29 protein-coding genes and 1 pseudogene are annotated in these 25735 nt (G+C 67.0%); 12 read left to right on the top strand and 18 right to left on the bottom strand.

Annotated elements, in window-relative coordinates:
• From ABD301_RS26215 to ABD301_RS26195, 5 genes are all read right to left on the bottom strand, one after another.
• Complete coding sequence (locus tag ABD301_RS26215) at positions 1-552, bottom strand: hypothetical protein (RefSeq protein WP_344313113.1); 552 nt, start codon at positions 550-552, stop codon at positions 1-3.
• Positions 549-872 (bottom strand): hypothetical protein, encoded by a 324-nt coding sequence (locus ABD301_RS26210; protein WP_163566757.1) that lies wholly within the window; start codon positions 870-872, stop codon positions 549-551. The genes ABD301_RS26215 and ABD301_RS26210 overlap by 4 nt, the downstream gene beginning before the upstream one ends.
• A gap of 4 nt (positions 873-876) precedes the next feature.
• Positions 877-1221, bottom strand: coding sequence for an Asp23/Gls24 family envelope stress response protein (locus ABD301_RS26205; RefSeq protein ID WP_163566758.1), 345 nt, complete (start codon positions 1219-1221; stop codon positions 877-879).
• Positions 1218-1403 (bottom strand): hypothetical protein, encoded by a 186-nt coding sequence (locus ABD301_RS26200; RefSeq protein WP_163566759.1) that lies wholly within the window; start codon positions 1401-1403, stop codon positions 1218-1220. The genes ABD301_RS26205 and ABD301_RS26200 overlap by 4 nt, the downstream gene beginning before the upstream one ends.
• Before the next feature lie 138 nt (positions 1404-1541).
• On the bottom strand, positions 1542-2027 hold the full coding sequence (locus tag ABD301_RS26195; protein ID WP_163566760.1) for an Asp23/Gls24 family envelope stress response protein: 486 nt from the start codon (positions 2025-2027) through the stop codon (positions 1542-1544).
• A gap of 240 nt (positions 2028-2267) precedes the next feature.
• Here ABD301_RS26195 and ABD301_RS26190 point away from each other — a divergent pair, with 240 nt between their 5' ends.
• A complete protein-coding gene (locus ABD301_RS26190) occupies positions 2268-3338 on the top strand; it encodes a nucleoside hydrolase (RefSeq protein WP_344313112.1) in 1071 nt (356 codons plus the stop codon).
• 3 nt (positions 3339-3341) lie between these two features.
• Here the strand turns inward: ABD301_RS26190 and ABD301_RS26185 are convergent, their stop codons facing one another.
• Positions 3342-4175 (bottom strand): SDR family NAD(P)-dependent oxidoreductase, encoded by an 834-nt coding sequence (locus ABD301_RS26185; RefSeq protein ID WP_163566762.1) that lies wholly within the window; start codon positions 4173-4175, stop codon positions 3342-3344.
• Between the two features lie 81 nt (positions 4176-4256).
• On the opposite strand from ABD301_RS26185, the gene ABD301_RS26180 reads away from it, so the two are divergent.
• The gene (locus ABD301_RS26180; protein WP_344313111.1) at positions 4257-4820 is read left to right on the top strand and encodes a TetR/AcrR family transcriptional regulator; all 564 of its coding nucleotides are present in this window, start codon (positions 4257-4259) and stop codon (positions 4818-4820) included.
• A gap of 9 nt (positions 4821-4829) precedes the next feature.
• Positions 4830-5561 (top strand): GNAT family N-acetyltransferase, encoded by a 732-nt coding sequence (locus ABD301_RS26175; RefSeq protein WP_344313110.1) that lies wholly within the window; start codon positions 4830-4832, stop codon positions 5559-5561.
• On the opposite strand, the gene ABD301_RS26170 is transcribed toward ABD301_RS26175, so the two are convergent.
• Positions 5541-7628, bottom strand: a complete 2088-nt coding sequence (locus ABD301_RS26170; protein WP_344313108.1) for a S9 family peptidase — start codon at positions 7626-7628, stop codon at positions 5541-5543. The genes ABD301_RS26175 and ABD301_RS26170 overlap by 21 nt on opposite strands.
• Complete coding sequence (locus ABD301_RS26165; protein ID WP_344313107.1) at positions 7625-9283, bottom strand: DUF885 family protein; 1659 nt, start codon at positions 9281-9283, stop codon at positions 7625-7627. Before ABD301_RS26165 ends, ABD301_RS26170 begins: the two co-directional genes overlap by 4 nt.
• Positions 9284-9347: 64 nt before the next feature.
• On the opposite strand from ABD301_RS26165, the gene ABD301_RS26160 reads away from it, so the two are divergent.
• The 7 genes from ABD301_RS26160 (at position 9348) to ABD301_RS26130 (ending at position 14749) form a co-directional block, all read left to right on the top strand.
• A complete protein-coding gene (locus tag ABD301_RS26160) occupies positions 9348-10031 on the top strand; it encodes a FadR/GntR family transcriptional regulator (protein ID WP_344313106.1) in 684 nt (227 codons plus the stop codon).
• A complete protein-coding gene (locus ABD301_RS26155) occupies positions 10031-11176 on the top strand; it encodes an NAD(P)/FAD-dependent oxidoreductase (protein ID WP_344313105.1) in 1146 nt (381 codons plus the stop codon). The genes ABD301_RS26160 and ABD301_RS26155 overlap by 1 nt, the downstream gene beginning before the upstream one ends.
• A gap of 72 nt (positions 11177-11248) precedes the next feature.
• Complete coding sequence (locus ABD301_RS26150) at positions 11249-12157, top strand: DMT family transporter (RefSeq protein WP_344313104.1); 909 nt, start codon at positions 11249-11251, stop codon at positions 12155-12157.
• Positions 12158-12231: 74 nt separating this feature from the next.
• Positions 12232-13095, top strand: coding sequence for an aldo/keto reductase (locus ABD301_RS26145; RefSeq protein ID WP_344313103.1), 864 nt, complete (start codon positions 12232-12234; stop codon positions 13093-13095).
• 47 nt (positions 13096-13142) lie between these two features.
• Positions 13143-13580: a helix-turn-helix domain-containing protein gene (locus ABD301_RS26140; protein ID WP_163566768.1), complete on the top strand. Its 438-nt coding sequence runs from the start codon at positions 13143-13145 to the stop codon at positions 13578-13580.
• Positions 13577-13963 carry a DUF4180 domain-containing protein gene (locus ABD301_RS26135; RefSeq protein WP_163566769.1) on the top strand — a complete coding sequence of 129 codons (387 nt, stop codon included), beginning with the start codon at positions 13577-13579 and terminating at the stop codon, positions 13961-13963. Before ABD301_RS26140 ends, ABD301_RS26135 begins: the two co-directional genes overlap by 4 nt.
• Before the next feature lie 15 nt (positions 13964-13978).
• On the top strand, positions 13979-14749 hold the full coding sequence (locus ABD301_RS26130; protein WP_344313102.1) for an SDR family oxidoreductase: 771 nt from the start codon (positions 13979-13981) through the stop codon (positions 14747-14749).
• Here the strand turns inward: ABD301_RS26130 and ABD301_RS26125 are convergent.
• From ABD301_RS26125 to ABD301_RS26100, 6 genes are all read right to left on the bottom strand, one after another.
• A complete protein-coding gene (locus ABD301_RS26125; protein ID WP_344313101.1) occupies positions 14746-15348 on the bottom strand; it encodes a helix-turn-helix transcriptional regulator in 603 nt (200 codons plus the stop codon). The genes ABD301_RS26130 and ABD301_RS26125 overlap by 4 nt on opposite strands.
• A 141-nt stretch (positions 15349-15489) precedes the next feature.
• Positions 15490-16194, bottom strand: a complete 705-nt coding sequence (locus ABD301_RS26120; RefSeq protein ID WP_163566770.1) for a class I SAM-dependent methyltransferase — start codon at positions 16192-16194, stop codon at positions 15490-15492.
• 339 nt (positions 16195-16533) lie between these two features.
• Positions 16534-17565, bottom strand: a complete 1032-nt coding sequence (speB, locus tag ABD301_RS26115; protein WP_344313100.1) for an agmatinase — start codon at positions 17563-17565, stop codon at positions 16534-16536.
• Positions 17566-17577: 12 nt separating this feature from the next.
• Entirely contained in the window at positions 17578-18312 is a 735-nt protein-coding gene (locus tag ABD301_RS26110; protein WP_163566771.1) for a class I SAM-dependent methyltransferase, read from the bottom strand.
• A gap of 310 nt (positions 18313-18622) precedes the next feature.
• Complete coding sequence (locus tag ABD301_RS26105; protein WP_163566772.1) at positions 18623-19204, bottom strand: DUF222 domain-containing protein; 582 nt, start codon at positions 19202-19204, stop codon at positions 18623-18625.
• Between the two features lie 392 nt (positions 19205-19596).
• Positions 19597-20781: an MFS transporter gene (locus ABD301_RS26100; RefSeq protein WP_344313099.1), complete on the bottom strand. Its 1185-nt coding sequence runs from the start codon at positions 20779-20781 to the stop codon at positions 19597-19599.
• A gap of 82 nt (positions 20782-20863) precedes the next feature.
• On the opposite strand from ABD301_RS26100, the gene ABD301_RS26095 reads away from it, so the two are divergent.
• Together ABD301_RS26095 and ABD301_RS26090 are read left to right on the top strand one after the other, a co-directional pair.
• Positions 20864-21397, top strand: coding sequence for a CGNR zinc finger domain-containing protein (locus ABD301_RS26095; RefSeq protein ID WP_344313097.1), 534 nt, complete (start codon positions 20864-20866; stop codon positions 21395-21397).
• A 91-nt stretch (positions 21398-21488) separates the two neighbouring features.
• Positions 21489-21938, top strand: a pseudogene (locus ABD301_RS26090) (MgtC/SapB family protein); the annotation flags it as partial.
• Between the two features lie 55 nt (positions 21939-21993).
• Here the strand turns inward: ABD301_RS26090 and ABD301_RS26085 are convergent.
• From ABD301_RS26085 to ABD301_RS26070, 4 genes are all read right to left on the bottom strand, one after another.
• Positions 21994-22380, bottom strand: coding sequence for a VOC family protein (locus ABD301_RS26085; RefSeq protein ID WP_163566774.1), 387 nt, complete (start codon positions 22378-22380; stop codon positions 21994-21996).
• A gap of 147 nt (positions 22381-22527) precedes the next feature.
• Positions 22528-23529, bottom strand: a complete 1002-nt coding sequence (locus tag ABD301_RS26080; RefSeq protein ID WP_344313096.1) for an SIS domain-containing protein — start codon at positions 23527-23529, stop codon at positions 22528-22530.
• 16 nt (positions 23530-23545) lie between these two features.
• Entirely contained in the window at positions 23546-24463 is a 918-nt protein-coding gene (locus ABD301_RS26075; protein WP_163566777.1) for an N-acetylglucosamine kinase, read from the bottom strand.
• Between the two features lie 81 nt (positions 24464-24544).
• Positions 24545-25705: an ROK family protein gene (locus ABD301_RS26070; protein WP_344313095.1), complete on the bottom strand. Its 1161-nt coding sequence runs from the start codon at positions 25703-25705 to the stop codon at positions 24545-24547.
• Between the last annotated feature and the right edge of the window lie 30 nt (positions 25706-25735).

Here is a 25735-nt window from a genome sequence, read left to right as displayed (position 1 = left end):
TCAGGCCACTCGCTGGCGGGAGCTGGCGCCGACGGTGAATTCCACCCTTGCCGGCAGGTCTGTTTCCAGGGCCTCGCGTACGTGCGCGATCGCCGCTGTTTCGATCCGATCGCGGAGCGCACCGAGGTCGGCGGTCGGTTCGGCTTGGATCTTCAACAGAAGTTGCGGTCGGCGGGTGCGGCCGATCATCCGAGCGCTCGCCCTTCGTACCCCGGAAATATCGGCGACCTCGGCTCCGACCGCGTCGAGCAGCGCTCGGCACATAAGTGTGGTGCCGCCAAGACTGGGGTCTTTCTCGAGTTCCAGCCGGGCCACTCGGTCCAGCCGGGTCTGGGCCACCACCCACCAGAGTCCGAGTGATGCCAACACAATGCTCCCGGCAACTACCGCTGGAAGAAGCCACGGCGGCACTGCTGGAACTACTTTGGCGCTCGCGCGAATGGCTTGGATCGAGCCAAAGCTCACCATCAGACCGGCGATCCCAGCGGCCAGAATGAGCAGGCTGAACAGGGTGAGGAGAACGCGGTTCGCGCGATCTGTGCGCGGGTTCACCGGGCATTCCGCAGGGATGTGCGGACCGCGACCGAGTCGATGCCGTTGGTGACCGGGGCCAGTCGGGTGAACCGCCGGCGGCGAGGCCAGAGTTGACTGCCCAGTAACAGAAAGCCGGCCGCGGTGAGGCCGCCCAGGGCTAGTCGTACGGGCAGGTCCTGCCAGGTTCTCATGGTCAGATAGGCGGTGACGGTGTCCAGGTGGACAAGCCAGGGTTGCATGCCGAGCGCCGTGCGCACCACTTCGGTGATAATGACCACGGCCAGTGCGATGGCGGCCAGGCCGAGGACGAGAGCAAGCAGTCGGTCGAAAACGCGCATGAACTCACACCACCCTTCGTTTCGCAGCGCCAGTAGTCGGCATTGCGGTGACGGTCACGTGGACAGCCGCGACCGCGAAGCCGGTGAGCAGTGGCACCTGTTCGGCGACTTTTTCGCGTACCCGCCGGGCCGTCGCGCGGAGCGGGGCCGGCCAGCGTACGACGACTTGCAACTCGATGGTGGCCCGATCGTCCGCCATTCGTATTCTCGCGCGCGGTGGACTTGTCGAAACCGCCTCGACCTGGGCGGCCGCGGTGGCCGCGATCCGCTCCACCACCCGGTTGTCGATGTCCAGCCGGCCACGAGTGTCCACAGTGGACTGAGCAGTGGCCTCAACAATGGCGGTCATCGCCGCTGCCGGTCTTGGCCGCCAAGATAACTGGCGATATCCAGTTCGCCGGCGAGAACCTTGCCGACACCAAGGCCGACGATCCCGAAGACAACGGCGGCCAGGAATCCGAAGAATCCGCCGGTGGTCGTCGCAACGGCGATCAGTAGCCCTGCGAACAGGCCTATCGTGCTTCGAGACATGATTTTCTCCCTCTAGAGCCATAGTCCGGGACCAGTTGGCGGCGCCGGAGCGTGCTGCCCGGCACCGCCAACCGGCTTGCCGGCAGGCAACCCCCCTCGCGATGCCTACCGGCGCTTCACCGCCGGGCCACCGCGGTCCTATTGCACGCGGGTCTGCTCCGGTTCGGACTCCTCGCCCGGAATGTGGATGTCGTTGACGGCCACGTTGACCTCGGTGACCTCCAGGCCGGTCATTCGCTCGACCGACTGGATGACGTTGCGCCGGATAGCTACCGCGAGGTCGGCGATGGAAACGCCGTATTCCACCACGATGTTCAGGTCCACCGCGGTCTGCCGCTCGCCGACCTCGACCGCGACGCCCTGAGTGATGTTGGTGGCACCGCCGGGAATCCGGTCTCGGAGCGCGCCCAAGGCGCGGCCAAAAGAACCGCCGAGATCATGGACACCGGAGATTTCGCGGGTCGCGATGCCGGCGATTTTCTGGACGACACCGTCGGCGATCGAGGTACGGCCGTCCGGTCCAGTCAGGCTTTCGATGGCGGCGGTGCCGTGCGGCTGCGTCCGGACCGCCGGCGCGGCGGTGGTTTTCGGTGCTTCCTTGGCAACTGTGGCGTTGTCGGCCATGGTGACGGTCCCTTTCTCGCGGTGCCGCCGGCGTCCTCGCCGTGCGGCTTCACTGGGAAAGAGGCCGCTCGGCGCGATTCGTCACGGGCACCGACTTGTGACTGCTGTCACAGCGGATTCCCGTTCGGAGCGTACGGGTGACCTTTGGCATCAGGATCCGGTGACATCGGGCAATTGTTTCCTTCTGTAGAGCCAAAATAGGCTGCCGGAAATCAAAATCGGCAGAAGGACCCATACATCGTGCTCTGGAAACACCTCGCGGCCGCCGGAGTCGTCGCCGCGGCTATTTTGGCCACTCCGACGGTGGCCACCGCGACACCGGCCGGCGCGGCAGTCGCCACCGCTGTGCCGTCCGTCGTCTATGACAGTGACATGGATTTTGACGACGCGTCGACGCTGGCCTTGTTATGTCAGGAAGACAAACAACACCACATCAAGCTCCGCGCCGTCACTGTCGTCAACGACGGATTCGGCACTCGGGGGCGATCACTCACCCACGCACGCGCGATTCTCGACCAGTGCGGGCTGTCGAACGTACCCATCGCGGACGGCTCGGACACCGGCGTCAACCCGCCGCCACCGGAGGCGCGCGAGATGATCGAGCGGGTGTTGACGGGCGCGCTGGCGGACGGCTCGCGTCCGGTGCCGCCGGCCACGGGTTCGGCGCCACAGCTGATCGCGGCCGCCGCGCTTTCCTCGTCGACACCGGTGACCGTGCTGGCCACCGGCCCGCTGAGCAACGTGGCGGCGGCACTGCGGATAGCGGGAGTGGCCGCCAAAATCAGCCGTTTGTACGCGATGGGCGGCGCCTTCACTGTGCCAGGAAACCTCTTCGGTTCCACGGTGGGTGGCTTCGACAACACCCAGGAAGCCAACATGTGGGTGGATCCGGCCGCGCCGGCCAGCGTTTTTGGTGTAATGCGCCGAGGTTCCGTGCGTCTCGTGCCGCTGGACGCCACCTCCCACGTGCCGATCACGCCTGCGTACGTCGACCGGCTTGGCGGTGCGGCGCGGACCGACCAGGCGCGACTGGTCCATTCGATCGTCACCCAGCCGGACGTGGCCTCGCTGATCACCCTGGGCGGACTCTTCTGGTGGGATCCGCTGACCGCTGTTTCCATGCTGTCGTACGTTGACAAAACAGGTGACGACCCGGTTACTTTCCAGCCGCAAAACATATCGGTGACCCCAACCGGCGCGTCCGCCGGACGTACCACCGTGTCCCCCGCTGGTGCACCGCAGAATGTCGGCAGCACGGCCGATCAGGCGGAATTCGAGCAGTCTTTCCTTGACCAGTTGAACGGAAACTGATCGTCAGGTGACGGGGAACTGGCGGGCCCAGAAGCCGTCCCACATCGAGGTGGGAAGCAGCCGGTACATCACCGGCATCAGTCTGGGCGCCACGCCGACCTTGTAGCGGGCCCGCGGCCGGGTGGCGGTCGCGGCCCGTACGACTACTCGCGCGACCTGGTCGGGAGTGGACATTCCGCGGGCGTTGTCGTTGGTCCATCCGGCCATCCGGGCACGGTGGTTCTGCCGGAACTTCTCGTACGGGCCGCTGCCGGCCGGCCAGGTTTCGTGCTCGGTGGCGGCGAATCCGGTGGTGATCACGCCACCGGGTTCCAGAACCACCACCCGGACCCCGAAATCACGCACCTCGTAGCGGAGCGCGTCCGACAGCGCCTCGACCGACCACTTACTCATCGCGTACGTGCCAGTGGCCGGCACTCCCATCAGACCGGCCGCGGACCCGATGTTGACGATCGTGCCACCTCCTTTTGTTCGCATGTTCGGCAAAGCCAGCTGACACATCCGGATCAACCCGTAAACGTTGGTCTCGAACTGCCGGCGGACCAGGTCCAACGGCACTTCCTCGATCGGGCCGGCCTGCGCATAGCCAGCGTTGTTGACCAGCGTGCCGATGGCGCCGTGTTCCGCTTCGACCGCCTTGACGGCACGTACGCGCGACTCCTCGTCGGTCACATCGAGCTGGACCAGTCGGCAACCGGCAGCCGCCAGGTCCTGGATCGTGTCCAGCCGACGGGCTGACGCCCAGGTCGGAATTCCGGCCTTGACCAGCGCAATCGCGGTGGCACGGCCGATGCCGCTGGAGCATCCGGTGACCAGGGCGGCGGGTGAACGACTCATCTGACGGCCTCCATCTTACTAAATGTTCAGTAAGTTGGACGCTAGCTTACTTACTGATTATTTAGCAAGTAGGCTGCAGGCATGAGCAAACGGTCCGGCGATACGAGCGAGCGCATCCTGTCCATCGCGCGGGAGCTGTTCGGCAGTCGCGGCTACACCGGCACGTCGATCGCGGACATCGCCACCGAGCTGGGCACCACCCCGGCCGCGCTGTACTACCATTTCCGTTCCAAGGCAGACATCTTGAACGCGCTGGTCGCCGAACCCCTGGCAGCGTACGTAAGACTCGCTGACCGAACCGTCGCCGGCAAGACTGCGCCGGCGGAGTTACTGCAGGCATTCCTGGACTTCACTGTGGAAACCAGGACCTTACTGCCGATCGTCGGCAGTGATCCGTCCGTACGAGCGATCATCGATCCGCAGCTGCCGCGCCGGCCGGACGAGATCTTCGCCGCGCTGCTGGCGGGCCTCGCCGGCCCGCGACCCAGTCGAGCCGGGAAAATTCGGGCACAGGCGGCTTTCGCGGTGGTGAAGGAGGCCACCGTCGGCGCGATGGGGTCCGCCCATGACTCGCTGCGACCGGCCGATCGCGCCGAGATCCTCGCCGCCGCCCTCCGGGCTTTGAACCCGCCAAGTGACGGTTAAGATCCGATCATGACCGATCAGGCGACCTCGCTTCAGCTGGCTGTCCACAATGCGGCGACTTTCTGGTGCGCATTGGGCGAAACCCGCGGGAATCAGATCGTACGCCGGCCCGGATTCCTTTGCGTGCACGGCAGCGAGCGTGGCGGGATGCGCATGATGGTGCTCTCGGCCGAACCGTCCAGTGATGACCTCGCCGAGCTGACCGCGCTGATAAAGGGCCGCGCGGACGGGAAAGTCACAGTCGAGGACGCTTTCGGCGTGGTCGACCTGTCCGCGTTGGGGCTGACCTCGCGACAGCTGCCGGTGATGATCCGGCAGCCCGGCGCGGCTCTTCCGCCGTCGTCTTTGGAGGTTACTCGGGTCGAGCTCCCGGAGCAGTTGGAGCAGGCCGAGCGCACCGTGGTGCACGGCTTCGCATTGGAGAACTTCCAGCCGTACCAGCTGGGTCAGGTGTTCCCGGCAAGCCTGCTGGCCCGCGACGGGATCGACCTTTTCCTGATATCGCGGGACGGAACGCTGGCGGGAGCATGCATGACGGTGGCTGACGGCAGCGTTGGTGGTGTTTATTGGGTGACCACCTTGCCCGAGCATCGTTCGCGCGGGGTTGGCCGGGAGCTCATGTACGCGGTTTTGGCTTATCTGAAGGACCAGCCCGTGACACTCAGCGCGTCACGGGCCGGCAAACCGCTGTACGATTCCCTCGGGTTCACCGAAATCGCCTCATCCACCTGGTGGGCATAGAGCGCGAGCCAGGAATTCGGCCTGCAGAGCGAAAAGATTCGCCACGACGTTGGTGTCGGTGGGCATGTGCGAGGCGGCCGGCAACGGCAGCACAGTGTGCGGTCGGCCGGCGGCCACCAGCGCCGCGGACAGTCGCAGGGTGTGCGCCGGCAGCACATTGTCGTCGGCGAGCCCGTGGATCAGCATCAGCGGCCGCGACAGGTTGGGCGCGTCGGCGATCAGCGAACCACGGTCGTAAACGTCAGCGTGTTCGGCTGGATGCCCGAGAAAGCGTTCCTGATAGTGCGTGTCGTAAAGGTAAACATCGGTGACGGGCGCGCCGGCCACCGCCACGTGGAAGACATCCGGGCGTCGCAGCACCGCGAGAGCGGACAGATAGCCGCCGTACGACCAGCCGCGGATGCCGACCCGGCGCAGATCCAGGTCGGGAAACGCCTCGGCGGCCGCGTGCAGGGCGACGATTTGGTCGGCCAGCGCCGCGTCTCCCTTGTCGAGGTGAATGCTGTGATCCCAGGCAGGGTCGCGGCCAGGCGTGCCGCGACCGTCCGCGATGACCACCGCATAGCCCTGGTTCGCCCACCACTGCGAACTCACATAGCCGTCCAGGGCCGCCAGCACTCGGCGTCCGGCCGGCCCGCCGTACGGGTCCATCAGCACCGGCAGTTTCCCGCTGCCTGGCACGTGACCGGCAGGGAAGAGCACCGCGGTGCGGAATTCCTGTTTGCCGGCCCGAAGGAAATGCGGCTGAGCTGTCAGCGCCGGCAATTCAGCCAACGAGGCGATCGCGGCGACCGGTCTTCCGTCACGCTGAACGGAAATCTCGACGCCATGGCGTTCGCCCGTACGGCTGGCGATGACCGTCGTACCGCCGCCGAACGCTCCACTGTGGACACCGGGAGTGTCGGTGAGCGCGACGACGCCGGAGGAAGCCGCATATTTCCACAGGTGGTCCTCGGTCTGTTCGTATGACGCGGTGAACAGCACGTTTTCACCGTCGACACCGAGAACTTCCCGCACCTGCAGCCCGACCGGGCTGACCGGCCGGCCGTTGACGACCAGCCTTCGGGTGTTCTCGCTGTCCGCGGCGGTGATGATGTCGCCGGCGTCGGTACGGGCCGGTACCCCGGCGACTATCGTTGTCCACTGTGGATCGTGGTCGTCCTGGACGACAGTGGACATGCCGGTGTCTGGGTTCACGGACAGCAGCCGCAGGGTCGTCTGCGGGCGGTTTTGCACGGCCAGCAGCAATCCGTGGGCTGACCAGTGGACGTCGACGACATATTCGTACGCGTCACGGTCCCATTCGACCGCGACCGAGGTGCCGTCGAGGTCGCGTACGGACAGCGTCACCTCGGCATTCGCGGTGCCGGCCAGCGGATAGCGCAGCATCGTGGGCGCAATGGCGGGATGGGTTGGGTCGCTGAGATAAAGCCGCTCCACCGGGCTGGTGTCGACGCGAGCGACCAGCAGCCGGCGGCCGTCCGGCGCCCACCAGTAGCCGCGGAACCGGTGCATGGACTCGGAGGCGACGTGCTCGGGCAGTCCGTACGTGAGGTCGGCCGCCTCGGACCGCGCCAGCACCCGGTCGGTGCCGTCCGCGAGGTCGATGACGTGCAATGACCCGGCCGAAACGTAAGCGACAGCAGTGAAGGCCGGGTTGGGGCGCGGGTCGGCAATCGGGCCGGCGGTTGGCCATTCTCGTACCGCGGCGGTGCCGACCTCGACTGTCCACAGTCGACCGGCCAGCGCGAAAACCGCGTGCTCGACGTCGGAATCAGTCGCGTACGCGGTGATGCCGGTCGACCGTTCCCGAGCGCGCTCCCGTCGTACCCGCTCCTCGGGAGTGAGGTCATCCGCGCGGTCGCCCAGCAGCGTGGACGGGTCGGCGAGCAGGGTTTCGGTGCCGGTGGGGACATCGAGCCGCCACAGGCAGCTGGCCGGATCGGTGCCCGACTTGGTGCGTACGAACAGGACTTGTTGTCCGTCCGGGCTCACGGTGAACTTTCGGGGCACCCCAAGGGACAACTGTCGGGTGCGGCCCCACTGGGCCAGGAACTCCTCAGTCATCTGTCATCGCCTTTCCGCGACAGCGCGGTCGCAAGGCGGTCGGCCGCCTCAATATGGTCGGATTCCGCCAGCAATTCCCAGCGTTGTAAGGCGAGCGGCACGTTGCCTTCCAGCCACAGCCGATCGTGGAATCGGCCGAGGTCGAAAGCCGTGCCCAAGTGCAGCTGCGCGGCCGCCAGGAGGTCGAGAATCTGCTGTTTTCCAGCCTGGTAACTCAACCGCTGCCCCGGCGTGGCGGCGAGCCCGGCGGCGTCGTGCTCGGCCATCCGCGGATCGACCGGGACCGTACGAACCAGCCGATCAGAGGCTTGCGCGAGGGTGATTTCTCCGAGTGCGAGCAACACGTCCAACTCGGCGCGAAGGGCCCGTAGGCGCAGGAAGTTGGCGATCCGAGTCGCGCTGTGCGGCCGGTCGTCGAAAAGGCCACCGAGCAGCGTCATTTCCTCGTGGTAAAAGGCGATGCCCTCGGTGGGCAGCGAGTCGTAATGGTGTCGCCGGATGGGATTGGGGTGGCGCCAGGAAAGTGCCTGCTGCTGGGCGTGGACGCCTTCGTGGATCAGGCCGCCGCACAGCGGGTCGTACGCCTTGGCACGCTCGAAGTACGGCAGTGTGTCGCTTGGCGGCGCCACGTAACGGAGAGCGTTCTGGTCGACGCGTGCCGCGCTGGTCAGGTCGTCCGCCAGCCCGTACCAAGCCAGTGGCGCGAGATAGTCCGGCATAGGGGCGAAAAGATAGCGCCGGAGGGTGTCCGGTTGGCTGAGCAGGTCGGTGTCGGCGTAGAACCGCCGAAGGCGCCGCTCGTCGTCATCCTCCCTGCGGACCTGCGCGTCCGTACTGGACGCGATGAGCTGCGGGGGAGCGTTTCGGTGCCGCTGAGACAGAATCGCCTCCGCGGCCGCCGCGCGTTGCCATTCGTGCCTTGCCAGCAGCACGATTTCGTCCGCCGGATGCGGATAAAGCGCGACCTTGTGCAGGAAGAAGCCGAAGGCGGCCGGGCCTACCGCGACTTCGCCGCGAAAGCTCGGCAGCGTCGCGGCCAGCCACTGCCGGTAGCCGGTCAGCGCGGCGACCGCGGCCTCGGCGTGGATGGCGACCGTTTTCCTTTGTTCTGCGGATAAATGCGGGGCCAGTGCGGCCATCGAGGCGGCCAAGCTGGTAGGCATCTGGTCGAGCTCTCGCAGCGCGAGGGTGGCGAACGGCCCGACGGCGTCCGGGCCCAGGTTCGTACGCGCCTGGGCCAAAATCTCCGGCAGATGTGCCAGCAGAGCCGCGATCCCAGCGGCTCGCTGGTCGTTGAACGGCCCTGGCGGGAGCATCGCCTCGAAGATCGGCACCACCGCCTGCTCGACATAGAAGCCCGGATGGCGCCGCCAGCCGCGCTGCAGGTCCAGCTCCCAGTACACCCGGTCAATCGCCGACTGGATCAGCCGGCCGTCCACCCGTACGGCCACCGGCTCGGCATCCAGTGCCAGCGCGGCGAGCCGTACGCGAAAGCCCGCGGCGGCCTGCCGGCGGGCGTCCACCGCGCTCGCCGACCAGTCGGGTAACCAGCCCGTCGGGCGGTCCATCCTGGTCAGGTCGTCGGTGCTGGCCGGCGCGGTGGCGGCCCGCCAGTCCCAGAAGTCCGCGGCAAGGCGCCGCAGCTCGGTGGTCATCGGCACCTCTCTCATGGCGTACAATTGGGTCACCCAGTGACCCACTATACCTCGGGAGCCAGTGGTGTCAGAGGACGTTTTCGAGCCGGTGACCGGGTCGCGGCTGTACGAGCTGGTGGTGGAGCAGATTCTGCGGTTGATCGCGACCGGGGAGATCCCGCCGGGCGCTCGGCTGCCGGTTGAGCGCGACCTGGCGGAGCGTTTCGGAGTCAGCCGGAACGTGCTGCGGGAGGCGATCCGGGTGTTGGAGGTGCGCGGCATCGTGCGCTCGCGGCCGGGCGGCGGCAGGTACGTGCGAGACGCCAACATCTCGGCACGGCTGTCACCGGTCGGGGTGATTCTCCGGCTGGAACGGGCCGCGATCCTGGATGTGCTGGAATCAAGGGAAATGCTGGAGGTCCAGGTGGCCCGGCTGGCGGCCCGAAAGGTGGCGGAGGGTGCCGATGGTCAGCCGCTGCTGGAGGCCGCGCGGGTCTCCAGCGGCAGCTGGGAGGACAACGCCCGCTTTCATACCGCGATCGCCGCCGCCACCGGCAACTTCATGGTGGAGCGGCTGGTCCGTCTGCAACTGGATCTGCTTCGGGACGTACGCCAGCGCGACCACTACTCGACTCGGGAGGCCCGCGCCGGGCTGGCAGAGCACCGCGCCATCGCGACCGCGATCAGTGGCGGCGATCAGGACGCCGCCGAGGCCGCTCTCCGGGCGCATTTCGCGCACACCCGTGCCAATGTCGAGCAGGGGGCCTGATGTCGGATGTGGTCGTTGTGGGTGGCGGGGTTATTGGCTGCGCGACCGCGGTCTTTCTGCTTCGGGGCGATCCTGGGCTGGAAGTGACGGTGGTGGAACCGGATCCCACCTATGCGGTCGCCGCCAGCCCGCGTGCCTCCGGCGGCATCAGGCAGCTCTTCAGTTGCCAGGAGAACATTCAGCTTTCCCGATATACGTTGGACTTCATCGACTCGTGGCCGGATTTCGCCGACACCGACCTCGGGTGGCGACCGAACGGCTACCTTTTCGTTGCCAGCAGCGACCAAGCCGGCGCCTTGCGAGAGAATCTGCTGGTGCAGCAGGAAGCAGGCGTACCGGCGTTCTGGCTGGCTGCGGCTGAGGTTGCCGACCGGTATCCGTTGCTGGCGACCGAGGATCTGGGCGGCGCGGTGCTGTCGCCGGACGACGGCTGGCTCGACCCGTACGCCTTCCTGATGGGATTCCGGCGGGCGGCCCAGCGGCTCGGGGCTCGATTCGTCCGCGATCGGGTGGTGAATTTTATCGTACGGGACAGGAAAATCACCGCCGTGGACTTGGCGTCGGGCGATGTCCTGCCGGCCGGCCATGTGGTCAACGCGGCCGGCTGCTGGTCAGCCGAGCTGGCGGCCAGGGTCGGCCTACCGATTCCCGTCGAACCGATGCGTCGCTACGAGCATTTCGTCCGCGCGGACGGCGACTTTTCCTTGCTCCCGTTCATCAAAGACCCGGCCGGCCTGGCCGTACGTCCGGCCGGCGACGGACTGTCGGTCGGGCTGGTCGACTTCACCCACCCGGGCGGCTTCGATGACAGCATCGACTCGAGCTATTTCGACACCGCTGTTTGGCCGGCTTTGGCGCACCGGCTGCCGGCGCTGGATCGCGCCCGGTTGCACTCGACAACGGTCGGCCACTACGACCAGAACCGCCTCGACGGGAACGCGATCATCGGGACCTGGCCGGCTGTGCTGCGGAATTTCTCCTTGGCCAGCGGGTTTTCCGGCCACGGCATGATGCACGCGCCGGGTGTCGGGCGGGCCCTGGCCGAGCTGATCCTGCATGGTGAATTCCGCACGATCGACCTCAGCCGTTTCGGCTACCGGCGAATAGCCGACGGACGGCCGTACCCGGAACGCGGCATCCGCTGACGTCTATGGACCAGTCCATCGAGGCGAGAATGGCCCTTAACTCCAGGGCCAAGCGGCTCGTACGTTGGCACCATGGGTGTGGACAAGATCCGTGGTGGGCTGTGTTGTGCGCTGGCGATGATGCTGGTGGGGAGCTCCTTTCCGGCTTCCAGCTTGCTGCTGCATTACCCGTACGCGGGCGGGCAGGCGATCCGGTACGCGCTGGGTGCGCTGATACTGCTGCCGCTGGCCTTCCGGCGCGGTGCGCCGCCACCACATCGGGTGACGGCCCGCGAGTGGGGTTTGCTGGCGCTGCTCGCGGCGACCGGGCTGGTCGGCTTCAACCTGGCGATCCTGTTCGCGCTCAGAACCGCTGAACCGGCCGTACCAGGCGTCATCGTCGGCTGCGTGCCGGTCGTGCTGGCCACCGTGGTGCCGCTGGCGGCCCGAAAACGTCCGTCCGGACGCATTCTGGTGGCCGCGGGCCTGGTGGTCGCCGGCGCCGCGATCGTGCAGGGTTTCGGCCGCAGCGACCCAGCGGGGCTGGCGTTTTCGCTGCTGGCGCTCGCTGGCGAGGCGGCCTTCTCGCTGTTGGCGATCCCGCTGCTGGGCCGCCTCGGGGCGCTCGGTGTCTCCGGCTATACGACCGCGCTGGCGACCGTACAAGCGCTCGTTCTTGCCCTGGTCCTGGACGGGCCGGCGGCTTTGCGGTGGCCGACCCCGGTGGAGGCGTTGGCGCTGTTGTGGATCGCGCTGCTGGTCACCGTGGTCGCGTTCATCAGCTGGTACACCGGGCTGCAACGGGTCGGCGCGGAACACGCGGGGCTGTTCGCCGGCATCCTGCCGCTGACGGCCGCCCTCGTCGCGCCGCTGGTCGGCGCTGGCACCTTGGGCCTGTCCCAGCTTGTCGGTGGCCTCGCGGTGGCCGGTGGCCTCGCGTTCGGTCTGGTGAGCGGCCGGCGGTCAGGACAACCCGCGGTCGAGCCGCCGGTGCCGGTGTGACAGATCAGTCTGCCGGGAATGAGGGCCGGCGTCGACAGGTTTGCGCCGAAAGGACACCTCGTAAGGAGCTTTCGATGGCAACGATTTCGGCCGCGCAGTCCGGGACGTACGTGCTGGGCGGCAAATACCCGATCAACCGGCTCGGTTTCGGCAGCATGCAGCTCACCGGTCCGGGCGTCTGGGGCGATCCGGAGGACCCAGCCGAGGCCGTACGAGTGTTGCGGCGCTCCGTTGAGCTGGGCGTGAACTTCATCGACACGGCGGACTCGTACGGCCCATTTGTCGCTGAGCAACTGATCAAGAAAGCTCTGCACCCGTACGCGGATGACGTGATCATCGCGACCAAGGCCGGTTTCACCCGCTCCGGGCCAAACGACTGGCGGGCGGTCGGCCGCCCGGAATACCTGCGCCAGCAGGTCGAGCTCAGCCTCCGGCACCTCGGCCTGGACCGGATCCCGCTGCTGCAGCTGCACCGGATCGACCCGAAGGTGCCGCTCGCGGATCAGGTCGGCGAGCTGAAACTGCTGCAGGACGAGGGAAAGATCGGTCTGATCGGACTGTCCGAAGTGGACGTCGATGAGCTGAAGGAAGCACAGAAAACGGCGACTATCGCGTCCGTACAGAACCTTTACAACCTGACGAACCGAAAGTCCGAGGCGCTGCTGGACTTCGTCGAGGCGAACGACATTGCCTTTGTTCCGTGGTTCCCGTTGGCCACCGGCAAGCTCGCCGAGCCGGGCGGCCCGCTGGGGTCGATCGTGAAGCGGCTCGGCGTCAGCGGCTCGCAACTTGCTCTTGCCTGGCTGCTGCAGCGGTCGCCGGTCATGCTGCCGATCCCGGGCACGTCCAGCGTCGACCACCTGGAGGACAACATCGCCGCGGCCGGCGTGAAGCTGTCCGCCGACGACGTCGAGGCCCTGTCGACCGTACGATCCTAACTCCCTATCATTCCCTATCGCTCCTTGCATAGGGTAGGTTAGGGAACATGGGGCCCCAGTTGTATTCGGTGGAGCAGGTCGCGGACCTGCTCCACCTGCATGTGAAGACGGTCCGGGGGTATGTGCGGGACGGCCGGCTGAAGGCGGTCCGGATCGGCAAGCAATACCGGATCTCCAGCGAGGAAGTCGAGACGTTCACCGGTGGCGCGCTGCCGGCGCCGGTACGCGAGACGGTGTCCCGTCAGCGGCACGCCGAGGTGTCGAGCATCGTGCAGGTCGACGCGGCCAGCCCAGCTCTGGTGAGCCGGCTGGCGACGGCGGTGATGAGCTCGGCGAACGGTCGCCCGTACGACGACGGCCGGCTGCGCATCGACACTGTGTACGACCAGGAGCGGGCAAGTCTGAAGATTGTTTTGTTGGGTGGTTTGGAAACCACTGGTGAAATGCTGAAAATGATCCACGTGATTCTGGAGGACACGCCATGATCGGCACCGTGCTGGAGCTGTCCGGCGTGAACGTGTTTGTCTGCGCGGAGGACGGTCCGGCGATGGTCGGCGACGCGGACGCGGTCGACGTGCTGGGCAGCATGTACGGCCTCGGTACCCGCTGGGCGGCCATCCCGGTCGGCCGGCTGGCTGGCGACTTTTTCCAGCTGAGTACGGGGATTGCCGGCGCGATGGTCGGGAAACTGGTCGGATACCAGGTCAGAGTGGCGATCGTCGGTGACATTTCCTCGTACGCGGCGGCCAGCGAGCCGTTCCGGGACTGGGTCCGCGAGTCGAACCGCGGCACCGATGTGTGGTTTGTCTCCGATCTGGACGAGCTGGCCGAACGGCTGACGCAGAACACCCGCGCTAGGTTGACCTAAACCCAAGGAGCGTCAGTGGACCTGTTTGATCTGAGCGGCAAGGTGGCGGTGGTGACCGGCGGCAGCCGGGGGATCGGTTTCATGATCGCCCAGGGCCTGCTGCGAGCCGGGGCGCGGGTGATTATCAGCAGCCGCAAGGAAGCTGAGCTGACCGACGCCGCCGAACGGTTGCGGGCCGACGGTGACGTGACCGCATTCCGGTCCGACCTGTCCACCGAGGCCGGCTGCTTCGCGCTGACCGCCCAGATCGCCGACCAGGAGCCGCTGGTCCATGCGCTTTTCAACAATGCCGGGGCCGCCTGGGGTGCGCCGCTGGAGGAATTCCCGGACTCCGGGTGGAGCAAGGTGCTCGACCTGAACGTCCGGGGCGTTTTCCATCTGACCCGCCTATTGCTTCCGCAGCTGCGGGCCGCTTCCACCCCGGACGACCCATCTCGGGTCGTCAACATCGGGAGTATTGACGGGATCCGGGTGCCGGCGCGCGGCTTCGACAACTATTCGTACAGCGCCAGCAAAGCCGCTGTCCACATGCTCACCCGTCACCTCGCCCGGGACCTCGCGCCGGACATCCTGGTCAACGCGATCGCACCCGGTCCTTTCGAGTCGAAAATGACGGCCGGCCTGCTGGCCCAGTACGGCGACGAGTTCGGCAAGATGGCTCCGCTTCGCCGGATGGGCCGCCCCGAGGACATGGCCGGCGTCGCGATCTATCTGGCCAGCCGCGCCAGCACTTTCGTCACGGGTGCGGTGATCCCCGTCGACGGCGGCATCAGCTCACTCGGCTAGTTTCCTGCGGCTTGGGACGTCCGCACCCATTGGGCGAGGGCGACCCGCGACTCCAGCCGCAGCCGGTGGTAGCTGTTCCGCAAGTGTGATTCGACCGTACGTTCGCTGATCGTCAGTCTCTGCGCGATGTGCGCGTTGGAGAGGCCGTCGGCGACCAGCGTGGCGATCTCAGATTCCCGCCGGCTGAGCGGTTCGAGCCGCTCGGAGGCCGGCAGGTGCATGCCGCGCGCGGCAGCGAGCCGCCGGCATCGCCGAGCCCAGGAATGCATCTCGGCGCGTTCGAACGTGTCCAGGCAGGCCACGATCGCGGCCCGGGTGTCGTCGGCCCGGTCGGTACGCAGCTCGGCCCACTCCAGCCGGGCCTGCGCGGCGAGCAGGTGCGCACCGACCGCGGCCAATCCGTCGGCGGCCGCGTCGAGCCGGCCTACGCCCCGCTCCACCTCGCCATAAGCGCCGGCCGACAACCCGTCGATCCGGGCGCCGAGCGCGGCCAGGAAGTCGCCGGTCCGGCCGGTCGTACGCAGGTGGGTCGCCATGCGTACGACCTCGTCTTCACCGGCGAGTGCGAGGAATCCCCGCTCGGCCACGCTGCTCGTCATGGATCGCCTCGCTCGCCGCCGGTGTGCTCTCACTCAGGAGGCGTAAACCGGCGACGAACAATCCGTACGGTCAGAACCGCCAGTGCGCGGCTTCGGCCACCCAGACCGCTGGCCCGGCGCAGCTCGGCCAGCAGCCGAGCACTAGGACCGCTTGTTCGCCTGGACGACAGCGAACGGCTGGATGACCGACAGGCTCGGCAACTGGGCGAGGCGGTCGAACAGGTCCTGTTTGAAGCTCGCCAGCCGCTCGTCGTCGAGCTGTTCGAGGAACCACCGGTGGCCATGCGACCAGTGCCACTGCCACACGTCGTCCGCGTTCGCGAACGCCAACGTGAACTGGTCGGGCATCACCTGCATGTCGACCAAACCGGCCTTCGGTAGCTTGGCGGGAATGTCGGCGAGGTCTGGCACTTCTCCGATCGGCAGCGGTTTCAGGTCGTACTTTCGGCACAGTTCCTCGAAGATCTGGAAAGGTTCGGTCACCGCCCCGGGGGCGGTGACCAGCAGCCGGCCGCCGGGGCGCACCACCCGAGCGATCTCGGCCAGCCCGCCGTCCAGACCGACGAAGATCAACGCCATCCCGCAGAGCACCACGTCGAAGGAGTTGTCCGGGAACTCCAGCCGGGAGGCGTCCATCTCGATGACCTCGGCGTGGTCGGCGCCTGCCGTACGCAACGCGCTCCGGGCGGCCGCGACCATGCTCGGCGCGTAGTCGACGCCTACCGCCCGCCCGGTCGGGCTGACCGCCAACGCGGCTGGTACCAGCGAGGTCCCGGTCCCGCAGGCAACATCGAGCACGTGGTCGCCCGGCTTCAGCTCGGCCCGCTCGGCCAGCCGCCGGCCCATGGGCTGGAAGAACGGGGTGATCGTTTCGTACGTTTGCGCGGTGCGGTCTCAGACCGCCATGAAGTCTTCGTTCATGACACGGAGCGTAATCGTCCCCGGACGGCCGGGAAAGCCGACGCGCTCTCGTACGATGGTGTGAAAGACCAGGTGGCGGCCTCAATGTGACGCCACCGAGGCTACCGAGGCCGGCGCGGTCAGACCGCGCCCGGCCTGTCATGAGGGCAGCCGGATTCAGTGCTCGTACGGACAGTCGTCAGCCGCCAATCCGCGGATGCGGGACTGGGACCCAGATGACCTACGGTCGCAGTCCTTTCGCACGAGTTTTCTGGCAGGTTTGCCCTACCGCTGGCCGGGATCGGGCCGGTCGGCGAGCAGTGGCAGCAGCTGATTCCAGGTGGTGCCGTCGCGGGCATCCCGGCGACGGCGGGCGATCGCGCTGAGCGACTCCAACACGACCCGGTTGGCCAGCGCGGCGGTGATGTCGGCGTGGTCGTACGGCGGGCTGACCTCCACCACGTCGACGCCGACCACCGGCAACTCCAGGCAGATCCGCCGGACCGAGTCCAGTAGTTCGCGGGCGGACAGTCCGCCGGGCTCGGGGGTGCCGGTGCCGGGCGCGTGTCCCGGATCGCAGACATCGATGTCCACGGACAGAAAGACGCCGTCGCAGTCGTCCATCGCGATCGCGAAGGCATCGGTGAGGCACTCGTCCAGGCCGCGCTGGACCACCTCGGTCATCTCGTACGAGCGCATGTTCTGCTCGGCCATCCAGTTTAGCGTCGCCGGCTCCGGCCAGTAACCGCGCAGGCCGATCTGCAGGAACCGGTCGGCCCGCAGCGCGCCGGACTCGATCAGCCGGCGCATCGGCGCGCCATGGCCCCACAGTGAGCCGAACTCGATGTCCCCGGTGTCCGCGTGCGCGTCGAAGTGGATCATCGAGACTCGGCCATGGCCGAGCACGTTGGCCACACCTTTCGCGTCCGGGAAAGCGATCGCGTGGTCGCCGCCGAGGATCACTGGAATCGCTCCGGAACCGGACACCTGCTCCACCGCCGCTTCCAGGTCCGCGAGAGATTTCGCCGCGTCACCGGAAAACATCTCCACATCGCCGGCGTCGAGCACCCGTAGGTCCTTGAGCCCGTCGGTGCGCAACGCGAGGCTCGGTCGCGACCCGTCGTGCGGCAGGTAGTCGGTGGCCCGGATCGCCTGCGGCCCGAACCGGGTGCCCGGCCGGTGCGAGGTGCCGCCGTCGAATGGGGCGCCGAGGATCACCACGTCAGCGCCCTCGTACGTCGTCGGGTCAGTCAGATCGCACCGGTCAACGCCGAGAAACGTGAAGTCAGGTCCGTATTGAGCGCCATAGCGGGTCATGCCGCGATCGTGTCACGCCGGCCTTGTCGCCGTCACCAGACTGGTGCCCGTCCACGGTCCGCCGTACCAAAAACGCCACCCCAGTCCGCGTACGCGAACATCGTTCGCGCCGAGCTCGCGTAGTCGGTTGGCGTATGCCCGCACGTGCCGGAAGTCCGCGATCGCCAGCTGGCCACCGGGGCGTACCACCCGCAGCGCCTCGTCGATCGCAGTCAACCGGCTCTTGCCGGGGATGTTGTGGATCGCGAGACTGCTCACCACTAGATCGAAGCTCGCGTCCGGAAACGGCAGCTCGGTCATGTCGCCGGTGCGTAGCTCGATGCGGTCCCGTACGCCTTCGGCCGTGGCGTTCTGCGCGGTGACTTCCTCGGAGTTGCCGGATTGGTCAACGGTCCGCCAGAGGTCGACGCCGACCGCCTGTCCGGTGGGCAGTCGTTTGGCGGCCTGCACGAGCACCATGCCGCGTCCGCAACCGAGATCCACCACCTTTTCGTCGCCGCGCAGCGCCAGCTGGTCGAGCAGCGCGGCCCACACCCTGACCTTGCCGCGCCGGGTCGTGTAGAGATAGCTGGCGGCCATGGCGAGCATGCCGACCGTCCACACGGCCCACCAGATCGTCAGCGCGGCTGGCCAGTGAAAGAGCAGCGATATCACGAAAAGTATGGCGAAGATGACGCCCATGAGAATCATCGAAAAAGGAGCGTAGGGGGCATCGACTCCATAGTCGGCCCGCGGTTCTGTGGTCATGGCGGGAACTGTAGCGGCGCCTGCGTGTCTCGGCCTGTTCGCTTCGGCGGCCGCCGGCCATGACGGTTGTCATGGATTCTCGCGGCTACCACCCAGTGGGGATGAAGTCGAGACCTTGGTCACGCCTCACATGGTGCCCCGTTAGAACGGTGGTGGTGGATAGTCGTCGTTGGGTGTGACGTCGTAGATGCGTCCGGTGGGGCTGGTCCAGAGGAATCGGCCTGGTGTGGGTTGGGTGACGGTCCAGCCGTGTTCTTTGATGTCGTTATGGAATTTGCATGCCGGTCCGGCGCTGTCGTACGCGGTTTTTCTACTCGCCTTTCGGAGACCAGTTTCTTGCGGCGGGTTTCGGCGGCTGCTGGGTCGATTTTGATGACCTCCCGGCGGGCCTTGTCTCGGATCGATCGAGGTGTTTTCGAGTCGGCGCCGGGTGGACCTTTTCTTCGACTTTGCGGGCGTCTTGGGGTGAGAGGTGGCCGACCTGGTCCGCGAAGGTGAAGGCTTTGCGTAGGTTAAGGTGACCGTGAGACATCCCGGCCATGGTGCCGGGGAGTTCGTGGACGAGTTGGTACGCCAAGTTCAGTTGTTTCTGGGCCGCTGACAGGCTCCAGGTCAGCATTGCGGCGATTTCCCCGGCCGCGTATTTAGAGAACGCTGCGCCAACAGCGGGGCGGGCGTTGGTGAAGCGGTCCATAAACCGCATCTGCATCGCCTGCGTATACGAAATCACCTTGTCCAGCGCCTCGACCGCGGCCAGCGCGGTGTCCGCGTCGGCTCGGCCGTACCGGTCGAGTTCTTCCAGCATCTGCAGGGGGACCCCGCTGGGTGGCATGGTGCGCCACCACTGCTTGTTCGGGTCGGTGAATTCCGGTCGCCTTCGCTTTCTGCTCATGACACGATTTTACCGGCCACTACCGACAATTGGGCCACCAATTTCGGTTCTGTGGATAACAAACATAGCCTTGGTCGCCCTGTGAATAACGTCGAGTGCGAGACATTGGGCTGCGTTCGATGAGCCTGTGACTGTCCAGCGGCGCGAAAGTGAGCACGACCGCGACCGCCACGGTCGCCGTCACCGCGGCACGTAAGCCGCCTTTTGAAGGCATCGCTAGGGCTCCACCCTGTAGACCTCGACAGCTTTACTTCAGGAGCCGCTCGGGTTCTGGGCATTCCGACTCGCGGCATAAAGCCGCCTACGGTTGCGGGTCAGCGCCCGGTTTTGACCGGCTTCCCCCCAGAAAGCGAGCAATCTGTAGTTTTCTGTGCCGCCAGCCGGCGGCCACGTCACGTCCGCTTTTCGGTCAGCCAGAACAGTAGCGCGAGAATCGGCAGAATAGCGCCGAAAACCACCAGCCCGGTCCAGCCGGTGAGGTCGTACGCCAGCGACCCGAGCTCCGAACCGGCCGCGCCACCGAGAAAGAACGTGGCCAGATAGACGCTGTTCAGGCGGGCCCGCGCGGACGCGTCCAGCCGGTAGATTGTGTGCTGCCCGAAGACCAGAGTGCTCTGCACGGCCATGTCGATGGCGACCGCGGCGACGGCCAGCAACACAATGCTGTGCCGGCCAAATCCGGCGACTCCGAAGGCCACCGCCGCGACTCCGAAGGCGGTCGCTGTCAGTGGTTTGGACAAGCCCCGGTCGGCCCACCGGCCGGCGAGCGGCGCTGCGAGGGCGCCACCGGCTCCGACCAGGGCGAACAGGCCAACGCCGAGCTGTGAGTAGCCGAAAGGAGGCGAGGTCAGCACGTACGAGACAGTCGTCCAGAAAGCGCTGAAGGCGCCGAACATCGCCGCCTGATAGAGCGCGCGACGGCGCAGTTCCGGGTGTGTACGGGCAAGCCGTACGGTCGATCGCAGGAGCGCGCCGTAGGCGACCGTGGTACTGGGCGCGCGGCGCGGAAGCGCGAACCGCAGTGCGACGGCCAGCACGGCCATAAAACCGGCCGCGGTCAGGAAAACCACCCGCCAGCTGGTCGCCTCGGCGAGCCAGCTGCCGATCGTACGAGACAGCAGGACGCCGGTGAGCAGGCCCGCTACGACCCGCCCCACGATCCGGCCGCGCAGGTGATCGGGTGCGAGGCCGGCCGCGAACGGCACCAGAATCTGTACGACCACCGAGGTCGCTCCGCTGATCAGCGCGCCCGCCAGCAGGACCGGGAAGCTCGGCGCGAAACCGGCCACCGCCATGCCGATCGTGGTGATCACCAGTAGCACGGACACCAACCGGCGGGTCTCGGCCCGGTCGCCGAGCGGCACCAGGAACAGCATCCCGGCCGCGTAGCCGACCTGGGTGGCGGTGATCAGGCCGCCGGCCACCACCTTGCTGATGCTGAAGGACTGGCTGAGTTCTGCCAACAGCGGCTGTGCGTAATAAAGGTTGGCGACGGTCAGCCCGCAAGCGACCGCGAGCAGGGTGATCAGCCAGCCGGGCGGCGCCTGAGTGCTGATGGACGACTTCGTCAGGGTCACGGAAAGCCTCTCGCCAATGGAACCTGTTTAACCGGTTCCAGAACCGTACCAGTTAAACCGGTGCCACGGGTATGGTGTGTCCATGACTGTGGTGTTCCGGCAGGGCGCTGGGCGGCTCTGCCTCGACTTCGTCCGCACGCTGCGCCTGCGCGGCAAACCGGGCGTTGTCGAGGAGCTCCCGGACGCGGCCGCGCTGGCTGAGTGGGTCCGCCAGTGCGGCCCGGCCGAGCCCACTGGCGTACCGGACTTCGTCCAGGTCAAGGCCGCTCAGGAGTTGCGAGAAGCGGTTTTCGGGCTGATCGCGACCGAACCGACGGCGACCGACCGCCAGGTGATCAATGCCGCCGCCGCGCGGCCGGTGCCGGCGCCGCGGCTGGAGCCGTCCGGCCAGCTCACCTGGGCCGCCGAAGACGTGGTGAACGCGACCTTGGCGCTGGTGGCGCGGGACGCGCTCGACCTCGCCACTTCGCCGGCGCTCGTACGAGTGCACGCCTGCGCGAACCCGGACTGTTCGGCGTTGTTCCTGGACAGTTCCCGGCCCGGTACGCGTCGGTGGTGCTCGATGGACACCTGCGGCAATCGCGCGAAGAAGGAAACTCTGCGCAGCAAGTCCTGAACGTGAAGCACGTGACAATACTTGCGCAAGTGTTTGACTATCGACCTCTGGTGGGCTCTACTGGTCGGGGCTGAGAGGGAGGTGGACGGACATGACCACCCTGGAAATGGTGATCAGAGTCGCCGCCGGACTCGGTTTCGGCGCGGCGATTGGATTTGAGCGGCAATACCGGGCCAGGATGGCGGGATTGCGTACGAACGCACTGGTGGCGGTCGGTGCCACTCTGTTCGTGGTGATGTCCTCGTACGGATTCGGTGGCCTGTCCGGCAGTGGTGCGGCGGACCCGACCCGGGTCGCGGCGCAAATCGTGTCCGGCATCGGATTTCTGGGCGCTGGCGTGATTATGCGAGAGGGATTGACCGTCCGAGGGCTGAACACCGCGGCCACCCTTTGGTGCTCGGCCGCGGTCGGCTCGCTGGCCGGCGCCGGCCTCTTCCAGGTCGCGATCACCGGTACGGCGGCCGTGCTGTTGGTCAACATCGTGCTGCGGACCGTCGCGCGGGGGATGGACCGTCGACCGCACCGCGGTGCCGAGCAGCCCCCGTGCGCCGAGGACGAAGAATAGGCCGTTTAGCCTATTCTTCGCCGGTGTCTGATTACTTCGGTTTACGCTCGGCGTCGCTGCGTTCGACGCAGAATTCGTTGCCTTCCGGGTCGGCCATAATGACCCAGCCGCTGCCGTCGGGCTTGCGGTGGTCGGCCACCTGGCTGGCACCGATGCCCAGCAACCACTGGACTTCCTCGTCACGGGTTCGTTCGTCCGGGATCAGGTCGAGGTGCACCCGGTTCTTGCTGGTCTTGCTTTCCGGCACCAGCACGAAAAGCAGGTTTGGGCCACTGGGTGAGACGAGCCCCCACTCAGTGTGCTCGGGCAGGTTCGGATCGTCAGGATCCTCCTGCCAGCCGGACACCTGCGACCAGAATGCAGTGAGTTTCGCCGGGTCGACGGCGTCGAACGTGACGTGTTTGATACGCGCGGTCATCAACAATCCCTTGCTGTAACGCGCTTCCCGCGAAGAATGGCGTCGATCAGGACTTCGCGGGAGGCGCGGAAACGGTGGTGGTCATCTCCGTACCTCCTCTCGTCGCCGCAACGCCGCAGCGATCATGCCACACCTTTGCGGGGCGGATCAAACATGGTCGATCTTCGTATCGTCCTGAGTGTGCTGGAATCCGTTGACTTTCAGGCCGAAACGCCGCGCGAGGTCTCCGGCCAGCAGCTGAATGGGCAGGATTTGCAGGATTGCCCTGGAGAGTCCGCTGACCGCCGGGATCGGTACGACATGGAGGTTCTTCGCCGCCGCGACGGTGGCCGAGGTGACCAGCACGGTCGGCACCTTGGCGGCGGCCAGGTACCGCGCCAGCCGCACTTCCCGTTCCTCGCCGAAAAGAACGCATGCCCGCTGGCGAGTGAGTGCCTCCATCGGACCGTGCAAAAACTGGTACGTCTCATAGGCGGCCGTACTGATCCGGGTCGACTCCCGGATAAGCAGCGCCGACTCAGAGGCGGAGGCGCGCGCCAGCCCCGCGCCAACCACGTCGATCGAGGTCACTTCGGTCAGCGCGTCGGCGATTTCGAAGGCCTGGACAGCGAGATCGGTGAGCGTACGATCCACCAGCGCCGGCAGTGCCGGCCAGTCGTCGCCATCGCAAATGCCGTCGAGCGCGGTGGCCAGCAGCCCGAAGGCCTGCAGGGTGGCGGTGTATCCGACGGTATAGACCCGACTGTCCTCGCCGTGCCCGATGCCGAAAGTGGCATCGACCACCTGGGACAGCGGCGCGGTCGGGTCGTTGGTGATCCCCAGCCGCTCGTTGCCGCCGATTTGTTGGGCGGCCGCGATGGTTTCCCTGCTCCGGCCGCCTTCCGACACGAAGACATAGCCGTCGGCCACGTCAGATTTCGGGCCCAGCGCGAGGATTTCCGAGGCGTCCACGTTGATCGCCCGCCGGCCGTACCGGCCCAGCCGGTGGACCAGCGCGTGACCGGCGTGCGAGCTCGCGCCCATCGACGCCACCGCGAGAACTCCCAGCTGCCAGCGGGAAAGATCGAGGGCGCCGAGCTGCTCGCGAACGATGTTCGCGGAGCGCTCGAGGTTGGCGGCCTGGGAGGCGACCGCTTGGTAGTAGTCCATGGGAACCTTTCGCCGGTCAGCTGGCTGTTGGTACGGGCAGGCCGCTGGCGATCGCGAGCGCGCCGATCACCGGTGGCCGGTCCAGCACTCGCGCGTCTACCCGCGGACACAGTTCTTTGAGCGTGGTAAGGAACGAATCACGCAGGAGTGGTTGGGTGGCGATGACCGCTCCGCCGGCGACCACGCTGGTGATGGGTATGCCGCGGGCCAGCAGCCGCTGGACGACGGTGGCCAGCTGCCGGCCGCCGTCCCGGATCACCGCGGCCGCGACTTCGGATCCGTCCGCCATGGCGGCGAAAACCTCGGTGGCGTGGCTGCCCCAGTAGTCGGCGGAGTTCGACCGGCTCAACGACATCGCCAGCTCAGGGCCAGTAGGCGCTTGGAAACTGGCCATCAGCCGAGTGGCCAGTTGGTCTGGCGGGTGGCCGAGGTCCAGCTCGGTGAGCACCGCGCGGACAGCCTCGCGGACCAGTCCGGAGGCACTGCCCTCGTCGCCGAGCACCCACCCCCAGCCGCCGGAGGTGATCAACTGGTCGGCCTCATCGCGTACCGCGGCGATGGAGCCCGTCCCGCACACCACGCCGATCCCGCCGGGGACTCCCATCGCCGGCGGCATGAGTTCGGCGTCGTTGACCACCCGCACTGGGCCGCCGAAATGCTCGCCGAGCTGGGCCTGGAACCGCAGGCATTGGTCAGTGTTGTCGCACCCGTGGGCGCCCACCGCGAGTGGCAACCGCAGCGCGGCGGCACCGAACGCATCGGACACCAGGCCAGCGAGGGTGGCCGCATTCGCGGCGGATTCCGGAATCCGCCACGCCTTCGTACGAACGATGCGCTCGTCCACGATTGCGCTGGCTGTCCCGATCGCCGTCGTACCCAGAGCAAGGTGGGTTTTGGTGGCGCCGATGTCAATACCGACGACGGCATCGTCCATGGAGGGCTGACCGTGCCTTCGGTCGCAGGAGTGAGTGTTTTGGAGGTTAACAAAGTTCGCCGACCTCGGCAATGTCCGCCGTCAGGCGAGGCGGTTCAGGGCGCGGCTGATCGCGAGATGAACGGCGCCAAGGACGGTGGCGCGGTCACCCAACGCGCCGACGGTGACCTCGGTGTCCCAGGCCAGGGATCGCAGCACCCGCTGGACTTCGGGCAGCACCAGCTGGTTCTGGCCGACGCCGCCGCCGAGCACGATGAGGCCTGGGTCGAGGACGCTCAACACGCCAACCGCGAGTCGCCCGATGTCCTGCGCATGCCGGTCGACCATTCGCCGCGCATGCACGTCGCCGCGTGCGGCCGCCTCGAAAAGTGCCTTGGCGTCTCGCGGCGGCGGTCCAGCCGATGCCGGCCACGCGGCCGCGCAACGCTCCAGTAAAGCCTCGGAGCCGAGATAGTGTTCAAGTCCAGCGCGCCGCGGACTTTCGTTCTCACCCCACGGAAACGGCATCCTTGACACCTCACCGGTGGCGCCGTGGGCGCCATGCAGCAACTGGCCGTCGAGCACGATCCCAGCGCCGATCTTCACCCCGACTTGCAGGTACGCGAACATCCGCTGGTTGCGGGCGACTCCGAGCCGGTGTTCGGCGAGGGCCGCGCAGTTGACGTTGTTTTCCACCACCACCGGCACTTCGGCCGGCACTGGCAGCGAGGAGACGAGCTGTTCGGTGCCGTCTACCCGCAGGCTGTCGACGCGGTCGCTGGAATGTTCGGTCGGGGCGGTTGGTGCGCCGATGACGACGTCCCGCAGCGGCCCGTGCCGGTGGCCGACATCGGCGCGTACCTTCCTGACCAGCTCGATGGCCGCGGCGGTGGCCGCCGCGGTGACATTGCGCCGGCGGGCCGACATCCGCTCTTCGCGGGAGCTCAGCTGACTGCCGTCCAGTGCGTGCGCGGCGACCCGAACCCGGGTCGCGGCGACCTCCACTCCCAGGACGTGCCCGGCGGCCGGCGCCACCGAATAAATGACCGCGCTGCGACCGGTGCTCCCCTTGGTGGTGCCCTGGCTGGTCACCAGGTCCAGCTTGGCCAGCTCCGCGATCGCCACCGACATGGTCGGCCGGGACAGGTCGAGTGTGTGGCCGAGCTGTGGCCGGGTAGCCGGCCCGTCGGTGACGAGCGCGCGCAGGACCGCGCGGGCGCTCTCTGGCAGGTCCAGACGCTCGGCTGCCGGTGGCATCCCCATCGCGCCCTCCTTTGAACGATCACGGTCAAC

The sequence above is a fragment of the Fodinicola feengrottensis genome (genome assembly GCF_039530045.1).
Classification (GTDB): Bacteria; Actinomycetota; Actinomycetes; order Mycobacteriales; family HKI-0501; genus Fodinicola; species Fodinicola feengrottensis.
Note: the sequence above shows the minus strand (reverse complement) of the source record. Positions and strands in the feature narration are given on the sequence as shown.

Excerpts from the sequence above, each read along its gene's own strand:
- ABD301_RS26095 (WP_344313097.1), top strand. The coding sequence starts at position 20,864 with ATGACTGTGGTGTTCCGGCAGGGCGCTGGGCGGCTCTGCCTCGACTTC.
- ABD301_RS26070 (WP_344313095.1), bottom strand. The coding sequence starts at position 25,705 with ATGGGGATGCCACCGGCAGCCGAGCGTCTGGACCTGCCAGAGAGCGCC.
- ABD301_RS26210 (WP_163566757.1), bottom strand. The coding sequence starts at position 872 with ATGCGCGTTTTCGACCGACTGCTTGCTCTCGTCCTCGGCCTGGCCGCC.
- ABD301_RS26150 (WP_344313104.1), top strand. The coding sequence starts at position 11,249 with ATGGGTGTGGACAAGATCCGTGGTGGGCTGTGTTGTGCGCTGGCGATG.
- ABD301_RS26075 (WP_163566777.1), bottom strand. The coding sequence starts at position 24,463 with ATGGACGATGCCGTCGTCGGTATTGACATCGGCGCCACCAAAACCCAC.
- ABD301_RS26145 (WP_344313103.1), top strand. The coding sequence starts at position 12,232 with ATGGCAACGATTTCGGCCGCGCAGTCCGGGACGTACGTGCTGGGCGGC.
- ABD301_RS26085 (WP_163566774.1), bottom strand. The coding sequence starts at position 22,380 with ATGACCGCGCGTATCAAACACGTCACGTTCGACGCCGTCGACCCGGCG.
- ABD301_RS26105 (WP_163566772.1), bottom strand. The coding sequence starts at position 19,204 with ATGAGCAGAAAGCGAAGGCGACCGGAATTCACCGACCCGAACAAGCAG.
- ABD301_RS26135 (WP_163566769.1), top strand. The coding sequence starts at position 13,577 with ATGATCGGCACCGTGCTGGAGCTGTCCGGCGTGAACGTGTTTGTCTGC.
- ABD301_RS26125 (WP_344313101.1), bottom strand. The coding sequence starts at position 15,348 with ATGACGAGCAGCGTGGCCGAGCGGGGATTCCTCGCACTCGCCGGTGAA.
- ABD301_RS26170 (WP_344313108.1), bottom strand. The coding sequence starts at position 7,628 with ATGACTGAGGAGTTCCTGGCCCAGTGGGGCCGCACCCGACAGTTGTCC.
- ABD301_RS26140 (WP_163566768.1), top strand. The coding sequence starts at position 13,143 with ATGGGGCCCCAGTTGTATTCGGTGGAGCAGGTCGCGGACCTGCTCCAC.
- ABD301_RS26080 (WP_344313096.1), bottom strand. The coding sequence starts at position 23,529 with ATGGACTACTACCAAGCGGTCGCCTCCCAGGCCGCCAACCTCGAGCGC.
- speB (WP_344313100.1), bottom strand. The coding sequence starts at position 17,565 with ATGACCCGCTATGGCGCTCAATACGGACCTGACTTCACGTTTCTCGGC.
- ABD301_RS26110 (WP_163566771.1), bottom strand. The coding sequence starts at position 18,312 with ATGACCACAGAACCGCGGGCCGACTATGGAGTCGATGCCCCCTACGCT.
- ABD301_RS26180 (WP_344313111.1), top strand. The coding sequence starts at position 4,257 with ATGAGCAAACGGTCCGGCGATACGAGCGAGCGCATCCTGTCCATCGCG.
- ABD301_RS26175 (WP_344313110.1), top strand. The coding sequence starts at position 4,830 with ATGACCGATCAGGCGACCTCGCTTCAGCTGGCTGTCCACAATGCGGCG.
- ABD301_RS26185 (WP_163566762.1), bottom strand. The coding sequence starts at position 4,175 with ATGAGTCGTTCACCCGCCGCCCTGGTCACCGGATGCTCCAGCGGCATC.
- ABD301_RS26195 (WP_163566760.1), bottom strand. The coding sequence starts at position 2,027 with ATGGCCGACAACGCCACAGTTGCCAAGGAAGCACCGAAAACCACCGCC.
- ABD301_RS26205 (WP_163566758.1), bottom strand. The coding sequence starts at position 1,221 with ATGACCGCCATTGTTGAGGCCACTGCTCAGTCCACTGTGGACACTCGT.
- ABD301_RS26120 (WP_163566770.1), bottom strand. The coding sequence starts at position 16,194 with ATGGGCCGGCGGCTGGCCGAGCGGGCCGAGCTGAAGCCGGGCGACCAC.
- ABD301_RS26165 (WP_344313107.1), bottom strand. The coding sequence starts at position 9,283 with ATGACCACCGAGCTGCGGCGCCTTGCCGCGGACTTCTGGGACTGGCGG.
- ABD301_RS26155 (WP_344313105.1), top strand. The coding sequence starts at position 10,031 with ATGTCGGATGTGGTCGTTGTGGGTGGCGGGGTTATTGGCTGCGCGACC.
- ABD301_RS26200 (WP_163566759.1), bottom strand. The coding sequence starts at position 1,403 with ATGTCTCGAAGCACGATAGGCCTGTTCGCAGGGCTACTGATCGCCGTT.